The sequence below is a fragment of the Pseudomonas sp. s4 genome, assembly GCF_046764235.1.
GTDB classification, from domain to species: Bacteria; Pseudomonadota; Gammaproteobacteria; order Pseudomonadales; family Pseudomonadaceae; genus Aquipseudomonas; species Aquipseudomonas asiatica.
This window is the reverse complement of the sequence record NZ_CP177209.1, coordinates 2,300,638-2,313,997: the sequence shown is the minus strand read 5'-3', so window position 1 is coordinate 2,313,997 and position 13,360 is coordinate 2,300,638. Positions and strand designations below refer to the sequence as shown.

Annotated in this window: 7 protein-coding genes and 1 pseudogene; 5 read left to right on the top strand and 3 right to left on the bottom strand. The window is 53.3% G+C overall.

Annotated features, from left to right (window positions below):
- Positions 1 to 52 precede the first annotated feature (52 nt).
- From ACK56M_RS10970 to ACK56M_RS10950, 5 genes and pseudogenes are all read left to right on the top strand, one after another.
- Positions 53 to 1,498 (top strand): ATP-binding protein, encoded by a 1,446-nt coding sequence (locus ACK56M_RS10970; RefSeq protein ID WP_043936122.1) that lies wholly within the window; start codon positions 53 to 55, stop codon positions 1,496 to 1,498.
- Between the two features lie 17 nt (positions 1,499 to 1,515).
- A complete protein-coding gene (locus tag ACK56M_RS10965; RefSeq protein WP_411959457.1) occupies positions 1,516 to 4,347 on the top strand; it encodes a Z1 domain-containing protein in 2,832 nt (943 codons plus the stop codon).
- A gap of 28 nt (positions 4,348 to 4,375) precedes the next feature.
- Positions 4,376 to 5,344: a PD-(D/E)XK motif protein gene (locus ACK56M_RS10960; RefSeq protein ID WP_232874169.1), complete on the top strand. Its 969-nt coding sequence runs from the start codon at positions 4,376 to 4,378 to the stop codon at positions 5,342 to 5,344.
- Entirely contained in the window at positions 5,344 to 7,152 is a 1,809-nt protein-coding gene (locus ACK56M_RS10955; protein ID WP_015269897.1) for an AIPR family protein, read from the top strand. Before ACK56M_RS10960 ends, ACK56M_RS10955 begins: the two co-directional genes overlap by 1 nt.
- A gap of 165 nt (positions 7,153 to 7,317) precedes the next feature.
- Positions 7,318 to 7,723 (top strand): annotated as a pseudogene (locus ACK56M_RS10950) (IS5/IS1182 family transposase); the annotation flags it as partial.
- On the opposite strand, the gene zorD reads toward ACK56M_RS10950, so the two are convergent.
- The 3 genes from zorD to zorB1 are packed head-to-tail and all read right to left on the bottom strand — an operon-like array spanning position 7,700 to position 13,355.
- A complete protein-coding gene (zorD, locus tag ACK56M_RS10945; protein WP_015269896.1) occupies positions 7,700 to 10,987 on the bottom strand; it encodes a type I Zorya anti-phage system protein ZorD in 3,288 nt (1,095 codons plus the stop codon). The pseudogene ACK56M_RS10950 and the gene zorD sit on opposite strands and share 24 nt — an antisense overlap.
- Positions 10,987 to 12,615 carry a type I Zorya anti-phage system protein ZorC gene (gene zorC, locus ACK56M_RS10940; RefSeq protein WP_015269895.1) on the bottom strand — a complete coding sequence of 543 codons (1,629 nt, stop codon included), beginning with the start codon at positions 12,613 to 12,615 and terminating at the stop codon, positions 10,987 to 10,989. Before zorC ends, zorD begins: the two co-directional genes overlap by 1 nt.
- On the bottom strand, positions 12,612 to 13,355 hold the full coding sequence (gene zorB1 / locus ACK56M_RS10935) for a type I Zorya anti-phage system protein ZorB1 (protein ID WP_015269894.1): 744 nt from the start codon (positions 13,353 to 13,355) through the stop codon (positions 12,612 to 12,614). The genes zorC and zorB1 overlap by 4 nt, the downstream gene beginning before the upstream one ends.
- Between the last annotated feature and the right edge of the window lie 5 nt (positions 13,356 to 13,360).

Genomic DNA, 13,360 nt, shown 5'->3' with positions numbered 1-13,360 from the left:
TGTGGAGCCATCCCCTTTCAAGACCCGCAGCGCCCCCCCCAAAGCCAGCGCGATGGTCGAAGCGCTTCGCGGGCTAGGATATAACGTTCAAACGGCGCTAGCAGACATCATCGATAACAGCATTGCTGCTGGAGCTAACGAAGTTCGATTGAAGTTTGATTGGGCAGATGAGGCGAGCCTGATTTCTTGCCTAGACAACGGCAGGGGCATGACAGAGTCAGAGCTTGATCGAGCAATGAGACTCGGGGAGCGTAACCCACTGGAGGAGCGCACCTCGGCGGATCTCGGCCGCTTCGGAATGGGACTCAAGACGGCCTCATTTTCCCAATGCAGACGCCTGACCGTAGCAACTAAAGCCGTAGAAGGAGTGCACTGCCTGCGGTGGGATCTGGATTTTCTTGCGAGCAGTGCAGATGATGGATGGCATCTTCTGGAAGGCCCCCACCCGGGGTCCGAAGCGAACATTTCCATGCTATCGAAGCAACCATCCGGCACGTTGGTACTCTGGGAGCTGCTGGATAGAATTGTGACCAAAGGGAGTACCGTCAAAGACTTCCTCAACTTGGCCGACAAGGTGGAACAGCACCTGGGGATGGTGTTTCACCGCTATCTGGAAGGAAGCAAACCTCGACTGAGGATTCTGCTCAATGATCGCCCTGTAAAACCATGGGACCCTTTCATGAGCGGCCACCCGGCCAAACCATTCAACCCCCCGCCCTTTAGACATCATTCCGCATTTGGAATAGAGGCTGAATGTCACGTGTTACCCCACAAGGACAGGCTCACTCCGTTCGAATTCGATAATCTGTCTGGCCCAGAGGGATGGACTGCACAGCAAGGATTCTATGTCTACCGAAACGAAAGACTGCTCGTGGCAGGCAGCTGGCTCGGATTAGGCTCCGGTCGATCATGGACGAAAGACGAGGCGCACAGGCTTGCACGTATTCGTCTTGATATTCCCAACTCCGCTGATGCGGATTGGAAGATTGATATTCGCAAATCTACTGCACGACCACCTGTATATCTTCGATCTTGGCTTACCGGCCTCGCAGAGGAAACAAGGAGCCGTGCCAGACGAGCATTTGCTCACCGTGGAAAACCTACGCTGATGGGCAACAGACAGTTGATCGAAGCTTGGAGGGTCGAGCACCTTTCCAGCGGTGTGCGCTATCGGGTCGACAGCGAACACCCAGCGGTTCGGGCAGTTTTGGATGACGCTGGCATGCTGCTGCCGCAGATCAAGGCGATGCTGCGTGTAATCGAGGAAACTGTGCCTGTTCAACGCATATGGATCGACACTGCAGAAAGCAAGGATACCCCTGCTACCGGATTCGATCAGACGCCTCCGGAAGAGGTTTATGAAGTTCTAAACATCATGTATCGAAGCTTTGTAAAGAAAAAAGGCTATTCTCCTGCCTCGGCAAAAGCCCAGTTGCGTATTACTGAGCCTTTCCATGCCTTTCCTTCGTTGGTGGATTCCCTTCCCGACAATATCTAATGGAGCTAGACCCCCTCATGTCCGAGGAAAACAAGTGGACTGTGATTCAGGTCGTCCAGACCATGCTGGGCGAATTGGATGAAAAGACCCTGATCACTCCGGAGTTGATCTCCGAACATATCGACAAGGTCCTTAGCATCATGCCGAAGCGCGGCATCGGCCTGGACCGCGACGCTGTCACCGAAGAGCTTATCAGCCGTTTCAGTATCTGGGTTGGCGATGATGCTTCCTTGGTCAACATGGAAGGCCATGTCCCGTGGCTAACAGCCGAGCGTAAACAAAATTGGCGGTACTGGCAGAGGTATCGCGAATGGCAGGAACGTAAACTTCCATGGAAGGCAATGGAGGGGCTGGATAAGACAACGGATCAGACGCTCTCCATGCTTGAGGACCCTAAACGCGACGGGACCTGGGACAGGCGCGGCATGGTGGTCGGCCATGTGCAGTCAGGCAAGACTGCCAATTATACTGGTCTGATCTGCAAAGCTGCAGACGCAGGTTACAAGATCATCATCGTGCTTGCCGGGCTCCACAACAATTTGCGCTCGCAAACCCAGATGCGCTTGGATGAAGGCTTCCTAGGCTACGAAACAGCGGCGACCAAAAATGGCAGCCATCGCCTCATCGGCGTGGGATTGATTGACGGTTCGCACGAGCAGCGCCCCCAATATGTGACAAACCGGGCAGACAACGGCGACTTCAACCTGAGATTTGTGAACAACCTTGGTGTTTCGCCTGAACACAAGCCTTGGCTATTTGTAGTCAAAAAGAACAAATCCGTTCTTACAAGATTACTCAAGTGGCTTCACAGCCATGTCGCGCGCTCCGTTGATCCGGAAACCGGCAGACCTTTGGTAACTCATCTACCTCTGCTCATCATTGATGATGAGGCAGATCATGCCTCGGTGGATACCGGTGAGCACGTCATTGGCGACGATGGCAAACCTGATCTCGAACATGAGCCCACAGCGATCAACAAACTTATCCGGCAAATTCTACATTCATTTGCAAGGAAGGCTTATGTCGGGTACACCGCAACTCCCTTTGCCAATATTTACATTCACGAGCATGGGACTACGAAGCGCGAAGGGCCCGATTTGTTCCCATCGGCGTTCATAACCAACCTTTCTGCCCCATCGAACTATATCGGACCGTCTCGCGTCTTTGGTCTGGCTGGCGAAAATGGTCGCGATGGTGCGCTCGACCTAGTACGCACTGTGGAGGATCACTGCTCTGAGGATGGTCGCAGCGGCTGGATGCCAGTCGGGCACAAAAGTGCCTATGTTCCGGAAGAAGATATGCCTGCGTCACTAGTCGAGGCCATTCAGGCGTTCATTTTGACATGCTGTATTCGCCAGCTGCGCGGGCAACAAAACGAACACTCGTCAATGTTGGTTCACGTTACACGATTCAACTTGGTCCAGCAGCACGTCCATCGACAGATCGAAGATTACGTGTCGCTTCAAAAGCAGCGCGTCATGCGCAAGATCGATCATGAAACATTCATTTCTGACCTTCGCAAACTTTGGGATAATGATTTCCTTGCAACGAGCCAAAGAATTGCAAACCAGACCTCCGAGGACATGTACCGCACTATCCCGGATTGGGACGAGATCGAAAGATTGCTGCCCAGCGTGCTGGACGATATAAAGATAAGAATGATCAATGGCACAGCCAAGGATGCCTTGGACTATGTCGAGAGCACGGATGGGCTGAAGGTCATTGCTGTGGGCGGTGACAAGCTAGCTCGTGGATTGACTCTTGAAGGGTTGTGTGTAAGTTATTTCCTGCGCGCCTCCAAGATGTACGACACTCTAATGCAGATGGGGCGATGGTTCGGATATCGTCCGGGTTACCTGGACCTCTGCCGGCTCTATACAACACCGGATCTTGTCGAATGGTTCGAGCATATCGCCGATGCAGCGGAAGAACTGCGAGCAGAATTTGACTATATGATGGAGAGTGGGCTTACACCGCGGGATTATGGACTGAAGGTAAGATCACACCCAGTTTTGATGGTCACCTCCCCACTCAAAATGCGGACAGCCAAGACGCTATACCTTTCGTTCAGCGGTCAGCTACTTGAAACAGTAAGTTTCTTCAAGGACAAAGATAAGCTGACGTCAAACTTGAATGCACTTGCCTCTCTCTCCAAGGCGCTTGGCAAACCCGGATATATTCCGCCACAAGAGCGCAACGGCCGCCAAGACAGATGGAAAGGTGTGAGCTGGAATAATGTATCTGCTCAACATGTTGTCGACTTCCTTCGATCCTATCAGACCCATCCTGACTCCCGAAAAGTACGTAGCGATATTCTGGCCGATTTTATCGAAAAAATGAGCTTGTCAGGTGAGCTGAACGCTTGGACTGTTGCAATCATTGGCGGGGGCGAAAAAGCAGTTGAAGACATTCCTGGTCATCCTATTAACCGAATGAGGCGGACAAACAAAGCGCCAGCAGCAGAGGACAAATACTCCATAGGCCGAATCTTGTCTCCTCAGGATGAGGCTATCGATCTCGATGAAAGTTCATGGAATGCTGCCCTGCGACTGACGCAGGAGGCTTGGAAACCTGATCCGGCGCGGGCCCGTGGACAAGAGCGCCCGGAAATCCCAAGTGGCCCATACATTCGTCAGGTGCGGGGGCTCGGCAAGGGCGGAGTGACTGCCCACCCAGAACGCGGCGTGCTCATGATTTACATTCTGGATCCGGAAGCCAGCAAAGTTGAAAATGTCGAAACACCAGTCGTTGCATTTGCGATCAGTTTTCCCTCAAGCACAAAAAACCAATCAGTACCATACGTAGTTGCAAATCTTCTTTGGGAGCAGGAATACGGTGGTAGTGAATAGCAGCAGGGTCTTGACGATATGGAGAGCCTTGCAAGGTGAGCTTACGATTCCAGGCTGGCGATCCATCGATCTTTTTCAGACCAGCACCTGCCTGATCAAGTTGGCACGACACTCACCGAGCGGCCATGAAGCGATATTGATAGGTTTCGCCAACGCTAAATTGGCCCGAACATCGCTACTTCCAAAAGGACAAGGCTTCCGGATGGAACGTGCCAATTTGGGCGAGTCATCCGGTGGCCGCCAGTGGCTTGCAATAGTGAAGCAGCCTTCGGGATGCGTTGACTTGTTTGCTGCGGTAGTCGCTGACATCACTGAGCTCTTGGCTGCAACCAGAGATAGCAGTGAGGACTTGCTTTACCAACGCCTCATGGGGCGAGTCAGAGGCTGGCAGGAGTTCATGCGTAAAGGGCAGGAGGGCTTGAGCAACGAAGCCGAGCAAGGACTGATCGGAGAACTATGTTTTATCAACCAGCTCATCGAATCAGGCATACCCACTCATTCTGTTATAGATGGTTGGAAAGGGCCCGCGGATGGCCTTCATGATTTTATTCTCGGCATTGGTTCAATAGAAGTAAAATCCACAATTGGCAAAGAGGGATTTCCAGTACGAATTGCCTCACTGGATCAGCTTGACGATTCTCGCAGCTCCCCCCTTTATCTTGCAGGAATTCGTCTGGGCATCAGTGATCAAGGGAAAACGCTGACGGAGTACATAGCGAATATTCGAACTACACTGCAACTCGACCTGGCAGCTTTGACTCTATTTGAAAAAGCGCTGCATGATGCGGGCTACTTGGATATGCATTCTGAATATTATTCCAGAAAATTTCTGCCGATTGAGCTGAGAATGCTGCTTGTGGACTCTAACTTCCCAAGATTGATCCCTTTTAACACGCCCGCAGCTATTTGCTGGGCGCAATACGAAATCGACCTCTCCTTGATAGCGACCGAAAAGCTGTCGTTGCCAGAAGTCCTTGAAAAGCTTGGAGTAATTTGATGGAATTGGCGGAATTCCTGCAAGACACACAGACAGCTATCAGAGATGAGCTGAGCAAGGATTTTGTACCTGGTAAAATTCCTGTCTCTGCGGAAGAGCTGTTTACCGAGCAGGTAATGAACCATTTGAGCGACCAAGGCATCACGTTTGACACCAATGTTTGTCATTACGAGGCCAAGGTCGGCAGACACAAAGTCAAGCTCAGCGGCTATTCTGTATCGGACACCACAGATGAAGCAGGCAATCCAGACCGACTGGACCTTTTTGTAAGTTTATACAAGGGGTCGGACCAAGTTGAACTGCTCGCCGACCAGGAAGTCGCCCGAGCAGCGTCTCAAGGCATTCAATTCTTGAGGTTTTGCGCAAACAATCAGCTTTCCAAGCAACTGGACGAAACCAATAATGTTTACGCATTAGTTGCTGAAGTTGAGCGTATTTTCGCGAACCTCGATAGCATCAGAGTTTTTATAATCACGGATGCACGAGTCAAGACTCGAGATTACGCACCTCACGAGGTAGAAAACAAGCAAGTTCGAATAGAGGTAATGGATATTCAACGCCTCTTCAACCACCTGCAGCAAGGTCACTCCAGAGATGAGCTTGTTGTCAATTTCCCAGACTTGTGCGGAGGTCCATTGCCAAGCGTCTGGGTACCCGGATCTGCCAATGATGAATATGACTACGCCCTGACGGCAGTACCAGGCAACGCACTCAGAGCGCTTTACGAGAAGTATGGACCGCGCATTCTCGAGGCTAACGTTCGCTCTTTCTTGGGAGTCGGGGCAAAAGGAGTCAACAAAGGCATTCGGGACACTCTGCGAGATACTCCCGACCGCTTCATGGCTTATAACAATGGCATCGTGATTGTAGCTACTGCCAGCGAGTTGGGGCGAACTAGTGATGGATCTGTTGGCATTTCGTCGCTCAAAGGCATGCAAATTGTTAACGGTGGCCAGACTACTGCCTCCATATATTTTGCCAAACGAAAGCAGCCCGCGCTGGATCTCGACCATGTCAGGGTGCCTGCGAAAATTATCGTATTGCGCTCTGAAAATAGCGATTCTGATGAACTGATTGCAAAAATCTCTCGTTTTGCGAATAGCCAAAACGTAGTTAAACAGTCCGACCTTTCCGCAAACAAGCCCTTCCATCGCGAGCTAGAAAAAATGTCGATGCGGACTTTCTGCCCGGACGGCATAGGTAGATGGTTCTACGAACGCTCAGCTGGCAGCTACAAAGTGATGCTGGAGAAAGATGCAGCCACTCCAGCGCAAAAAAAGAAGCTGCAGTCCGAAATTCCGGCGACGCGAAAACTGACCAAGCCTGACCTCGCCAAATATATATTCGCATGGGGTCAGAAGCCCAATATTGTCAGCCTTGGGTCGCAAAAGAACTTCCAAGCTTTCATGGACGAACTTTCAGAACGAGAGGAAGCTGGCGAAGACACTTTGCCAACCCCTGAAAACTATAAAGAGATGATTGCTAAAGCCATTATTTTCAAAGCAGCACAACGCATCATACGCCCAGTATTTCCTGCATTCCAAGCAAACATCACCGCTTACACAGTTTCACTGCTTGGGCTCAAGCTCGGAACAAGATTCAGGTTTGATCTAGTATGGCAGGAGCAACGAATCTCCCCAGCACTTGAAGATCAGATAGTCATCTGGGCCAAGGAAGTGGACAGAGCTCTACATAAAGGCGCCGGAGGGAGAATGATATCCGAATGGGCAAAAAAAGCCGAATGCTGGGAGGAAATCAAATCTCTCAAATATACAAGCCCGGATGACAATATCCCAGAAATACACTAAGAAGCATCTACAGCACGTTTCTTCGAAGTAATTGTTGCGTCAGCTATCCATGCAGTTTTCTTTGCGTGCTGTTGGACCCGACCAAGGTTCAACGGCATCGCTTCCTAAGCTCTGTACGAAATCCCGCGATGTGCAATCCTGGATGATCGACTCAACCACTGTGTACGCGCAACCCGAGCCTCACTTGGCGCCGGAGAAAACGGGGCCTGACGGGCCTGCCGATCACGCTCTAGGTCGCAGTTGTGGTGGCCTGACAACAAATCCACTGCTCCGCGACGCCAACGGGACACCGTTGCGCTTCCTCCCCTCTGGCCGTCAAGCCAGCGATATCAGCTATCCCTGTTGGATGAAGTCAGCATTTAATCGAGCCAACGTGGCCGCCCGATGCGCTCGATGACGCGCAAATCTAAGCTTGGCTTACCTAAGCTTTTGATCGGCCCAAGTACCGACAGCGCAATATGATCGAGCACATTTTTGGCTGGCTGAAAGAGAACCGGCGCATCGTGACACGCCTCGACAGCTCGCGAAAAGCTACGCCGCCATGGTCTCACTGGCTTGTTCCATGCGGTGATTGCGAAATCTCTTTTCGTACAGGGCCTAGTAACGCCTCAAAATCTGAAGCCTGAAGCTCCGAAGCCCCACTCAACATATCTCGCGCCAACGCTCGCCGCTTACCCAGCAACTCATCCAGCGTCGCCTCAAATGTCGGCATCGCCGCATCCCGAACCGTCGGATAGTACACATACACATCCTTCTGCTGTCCAATCCGATAGGCCCGATCGGTCGCCTGATCTTCCTTGGCAGGGTTCCAGCAACGCGTGAAGTGAATGACGTGGTTGGCAGCCTGAACGTTCACGCCGAATCCGACGGCGATAGTGGACAGGATGATGACGGCGAAACCTGGCAGCTCCTGGAATTGATCAATCAGCCTCTGTCGGCTATTGGCGCTCTGACTGCTGGTGCTGGTGTCACCGTTGATGACCGTCGCCCGAAACCCGAAATGCTGCTGAATCGCGTGCTGCAATTCACGCTGAATATCACGCAACTCGGTAAAGACGATGACCTTGTCGCCGTTGCCGGCCCTCTTGATCGACTCGAGGGTCTGCGTCAACCACTGCAGCTTCGGCGAGTGGTCGCGCAACCGCGTGTCTGGCTGAACACTATAAGGATGGGCACAAATCAGTTTGAGCTTGTGCAGCAACCCAAGCATGCTGGAGGTCTTTTGATCGAGCTGCTCTTCAATCTGCTGCTTCTGGCTGTATGCGGCTACTTCGGACAAGTACAGATTGCGCTGCAGAGCATACATGCCAAGTGAACGACATGCTGTGTCTTCGATTTTGGCAGGCAGGTCTTTGCCTATGTCCTGCTTGGTACGCCGCAAAGTCTGCGGATCGATAAGTCCACGTAGGCGCTCCAAAGCAACCGTATCACGCTCCAGTGCGCCCTCAATGGGGCGCTGATACTCGCGACCGAATTGGTTCAAACTACCTAGGAATCCTGGCTGAATGAAGTCGAACACACACCACAGATCGATCAGGGTGTTCTCGACCGGCGTACCGGTACACGCCACTCGGAACCGTGCGGGGATGGCTTTGATCGCCTGAGTCACCAGTGCCGCAGGATTCTTCAGCTTCTGAGCTTCGTCACACACGACGATGGACCATTGCTGGCGCGCCAGGGAAAACTCTTGATCACGCAGTGTCTCGTAAGTCGTCAGGACGATTCGGGCATCGCCCATCCAACCTGGGCGCAGCAGATTCTTGATGCCTTTGGCTTTCAAGTCCGCTGGAATTTCATCTTTCTTGAATTTCACTGCACTCAAGGCTGAACCATACAGCTTCAACACGGGCAGTGCGTCAGCAAAGAAGAACCTGTGAAGCTCTCGCTCCCAGTTGTCGAGCAACGAAACCGGAGCGACGATCAGTGCTGGCTGATCTTTTGGGTACTGTTCCAGGTACCATACCAGGAAGGTGAGTAACTGGATCGTTTTCCCAAGCCCCATGTCATCAGCGAGCAAGCAACCTGATACGTCTGTGGGGGACAAACGGAACAAATGCTGCAACCACGCCACGCCTTGAAGCTGATGCTCGCGCAGGACGACTTCAGGCTTGAGCAAGCCAGGTAACTCCGGCGTTGCGTCCAAACCGGCGCGCAAGGCTGCTTGACGCACCTGAACGTAGGTCGGCTCATCAATGTTGTGGCCGATTTGCAGTACGGCGCGGCCAACTTTCTCCCGTTGCTCAACCTGGCTAATTTCGTCAGGTGCAATCTTCTTCGACCAAGCATCAAACAGTTGCTCGGCAGCGGCAATCGAGAGTGGCGTCTCGGACTCTGGCAAACAGACCGTTTCATCACCAGCAGCGCGCGCTTCATCCAACCGCTGCCCAAAAACCTCAAATTGAGCGCGGTCGGAAGGATCCCAACGCCCAAGGATTTCTGCGTCGATGCCAAGCGCCGCCACATCCTTCGGCAACCAGTTCTCGGTCGCCTCTTTGACTAAGAAAGGCGAAGTAATCCTTTCTGCTTCCCCAATGCCTGTCACACGGTCGCCGTAGAGAGAAAGGTCCAGGACCGATTCAAACTCGATTCCGGCCGCTTCGTTTTGCCAACGCTTGAGCAGGTCATTGATGCCTGCCAACTGGCGCAAATCAAAATCGCTGAGTTCCAGCTCATAGCCCTGCCAGAAGCCTGCAGGCATGCCGGCGGCCAACTTCAGGTGCAGTTCATGCGCAAGCGGCGCGAATTCATGGGCCGCTTTGAACTCAATTTCGATAGGCGCCTGCGGGGTTGGAGAAATCGGCTCGAGCGTCAGTGTTACCTGCTCGATACGCTGGTCCGCTTCATCCAGTTTGGGTTCCAGATGGAAGCGATGAAAGAAAATACCGGCCTCAGCGAGCTCGTCTTCATAGACTTCGGCATCCAGCACGTGTGCGGCACTTTCGCCGAGTGTGCTGTAAGGGTTACGGACGAATGAAAGGGCATCGTCACCAGCAACCCGACGCCCGGGTAAGGAACGCACGTAGTCCAGTACCGATTTGACTTCAGGCTCAATCAGAACATGAGTCAGCGAGCCATCGTCACCCGTTATCCGGTACCGATCCTGAACCTGCTTGGCACCGTCAAAGCTCTCAAGCCAGTTGGCCGGCTGGCCATCAAAGCTCGGTTGCAACTCGATAACTGGTGTGTCGCCAAGCTTCGACTTTCGTGGGTTGAGCCGCAGTTTCTCGGGTTTGATAACGACGGTCTTGTCCAAGAAGCCATCCATACCAGCGCCAGCCTTGCGCGCCAGCTTTCTGATGCTGGCCCAGCCGATCTGGTTGGTCACTTCACCGGGCTCATTTTGTTGTGCCAGATAAAGCTGCCGTACCGCACCGGTCAGCTTCCAGGATGCCTCTGGCAGCATTTCTGTAGCGCCCTGATGCTGAACAATGGCCCCCGTTCGCCGCACCTGCACGTTGGCATTGGACTGCGGATCACGCCAGCCACTGATGGAGACCTTGAAATCGTCGGAGGCAAGGCTGCCTTGGCTGCTCAATTGAGGGATGAGGGCTGTCTGCGACGGCAACCGCAATAGTGGCAGGCTTGTTTCGTGCTCTGGCTCATCCAGCAGCCGGTAGAGCTCATCCCACGTCAAGAGCCAGCGATCGCTCAACTGGGAGACGAACTCCTCTTCCTCCAGCTGATCAAGATAACTCGCCAGCGACCAGGACTCCGTACTCTCCGCCAAGCTCAAGGGATAACAGATGCCCTGCTCTTCAATGGAAAAAACCGGCTCAGTATTTTCTACAGCCGAGTTTGGCTGCAGGCCAATGCCTTTGAGGAAACGCTTGAGCATTACTGTCTCCAGAACCGGAGTGGCTGATTATTGACGGGCCTGAAGCCCAGGCGCTGCAGTGCAGTTACTGCGGCCGGGTCATGATCATCAAGCTGGACCTGAAATGCACCGCCGCGCTCGCGCTGATCATAGACCTTGTGTTTGACCGACTTTAGAGCGTCACGGACCTGGTCTTCAAAAGGCAACGGCTTGGCTGAACCTGCCGCTGCGACCTGACTCTGTAAACGAATACCCCATTGCTCGAGGGCATAATCGAATTTGCTGAGCCAACCCTCTATGCGGTCTGGGCGGCTGGGTGCAGGTGAATGCCGCATTCGATCCAGTGCACGATTAGGCTGCTTCAGCTCGCTCGCCAATTCGAGCTGCATCTTGTCTGGGTTGAAAGGCGACTTGTCTGCTTGATAGACATAGCAGGCATTACCCGTACCGGAGAATTCCACGAAAAAGTAGTTCCCGATCTGCATGATGACGGCGTTGTTATAACCGGGGCCACCTACCAGTCGGCTGAGGCGTCCTTTGTTCTTCTCTCGGAAATGGACGAAGTCTCGCCCGCTGTCATTCCAGGCATCCGAACCCATGACAATCCGGGTGTAACTCATCTGGTTGGCAAAACGCAGCCAATAATGCAGACGAGATTGATCGACTTCTGCCTCCCCTTTAAGCAGGTTGAAGAAGTGCTCCAGATCCTCCTTCGCAAACCACGCCACAACCATCGCACAGACATCTTTATCGACATACTGCAGCCAGCTGTTTTGTCTGGAGCGGATCTGCGGACTACCCCAATTGTCGAGCGCGAGCTGTTTGAGCAGCGACGATGGCTTCTCTCGATAAGCTGCCAAGTGGTAACGCGACAGGCATGCACTCAGAATGTCGTTCATGTACCGCGGGTGCTGCCGGCCGATGTCGACTAGGTCAGCCAAACGCTGAGAGAACTCGGCGTCATCGAGCATGAAAATGCGAGAAATCAGCACGGTAAAGATCCTGCGCCACAGCCAGCTGTTATCCGGGATCTGCGCAATCGTCTGCAATGCCGAAAGGTCATTGATCTCACCCTTGAACATCTGGTCACCCAGCGTGGCACCTGCCTGCTCGGAAAAAAGCTCCTGATGCTGCTGAACGATCTGCACCCATTCCTTCACACGCTTCTGCTGGTCTCTGACGCATTCGAAACCGAGCTGAACGTCTTCGCGCAATAGGCACCAATTGGCGTTTTGTGCGGGCGTGGCGGCATCGTACCCAAAGTAGCTGAAGCACAGCGCCAACCAATCCCGGCGGCTCAGCCTTCGCTTTTCGATACGCTGATGTACTTCTTCGTGCACCCGGGCGTAAAGCTGGTCATCGTCCAGTATCGGCCCGACTAGCTCACTCTTGTCTGAAAGGCCGGCGAACACCAAGCGCCATTCAGAGGCGTTGAGTGGCAGCACATTGCGAAACTTGCTTATCGCAGCACGGCGCTTTTCTTCGGGTGGCGGCAAGGCCTTTTCAGCGCGCTCGAATCGCTCGTATAGATCGACTCCCGCAGCAGCCAGACGAGGGAAACGCTCCAACGGTTGTGGGGCCTGCACCGTGCGATGAGCTGACAGGCTTTGGCTAATGGCGGCGGAAAGCCTCGCGATCGAGCTGGTCATCGGTTCATCGCCAACTGACATTTTTCCACATCAGTATTAGTGAACACCGGCACTTCAGGCTTGAGATTGCCCTCCTTCTCCTTCAAGCCAAAGAACTGCATGCGCAACTCCACTCGCCTGCTTTCTTCCTTGGTGTCCTTTGCATTATTGAAGGACACGCCACCCGCCAGAAACATCGATCTGATTTGCTGCTGATGCTCCGGCGACAATCCGACCTGGAGCGGGCTGCGACTATCGAGCAGGCTGCACATCACCCACTCCGAACGCTGCAGTGACAGGTGCAGGTTATAAAGGTAGGAACCATCGGTATCGGTAGACCCCTCGATCACGACCTGCTTGAACCACTTGCGCCCCTCTTCACTGTTGGCCGCGTCCAGAATCATCGGCACGACCTCCTGAAGTGCCGATTGGCCATCGTTGCTCAGCGCGTACTGGTTGTGCCCAAAGCGGCCAGCATCGCCGAAGCTAATCCGGTTGTCCTTGCAGTCCACGACGATGGTCTTGCTGGCAGTCTTCGCCTTGAGGCTCAGGTGCTCGCAAATCTGACTGATGTCCTTGCTACGCTGCTTCTCCCCCTGTTCCGCCTGGTTAATCCGCTGAGTCACGGAGCTCAAAGCCGCCACCATGACCACGAGAAACAGAATCATCATCGCGGTCATCAAATCAGCAAAGGAAATCCAGAAAGGCTTCTCTCCCTCGTCCTTGGAACGGGCAGCCGAAGGCATTTGCTTACCAAACATCGACT

Excerpts from the sequence above, each read along its gene's own strand:
- ACK56M_RS10970 (WP_043936122.1), top strand. The coding sequence starts at position 53 with ATGGTCGAAGCGCTTCGCGGGCTAGGATATAACGTTCAAACGGCGCTA.
- zorB1 (WP_015269894.1), bottom strand. The coding sequence starts at position 13,355 with ATGTTTGGTAAGCAAATGCCTTCGGCTGCCCGTTCCAAGGACGAGGGA.
- ACK56M_RS10955 (WP_015269897.1), top strand. The coding sequence starts at position 5,344 with ATGGAATTGGCGGAATTCCTGCAAGACACACAGACAGCTATCAGAGAT.
- zorD (WP_015269896.1), bottom strand. The coding sequence starts at position 10,987 with ATGCTCAAGCGTTTCCTCAAAGGCATTGGCCTGCAGCCAAACTCGGCT.
- zorC (WP_015269895.1), bottom strand. The coding sequence starts at position 12,615 with ATGACCAGCTCGATCGCGAGGCTTTCCGCCGCCATTAGCCAAAGCCTG.
- ACK56M_RS10965 (WP_411959457.1), top strand. The coding sequence starts at position 1,516 with ATGTCCGAGGAAAACAAGTGGACTGTGATTCAGGTCGTCCAGACCATG.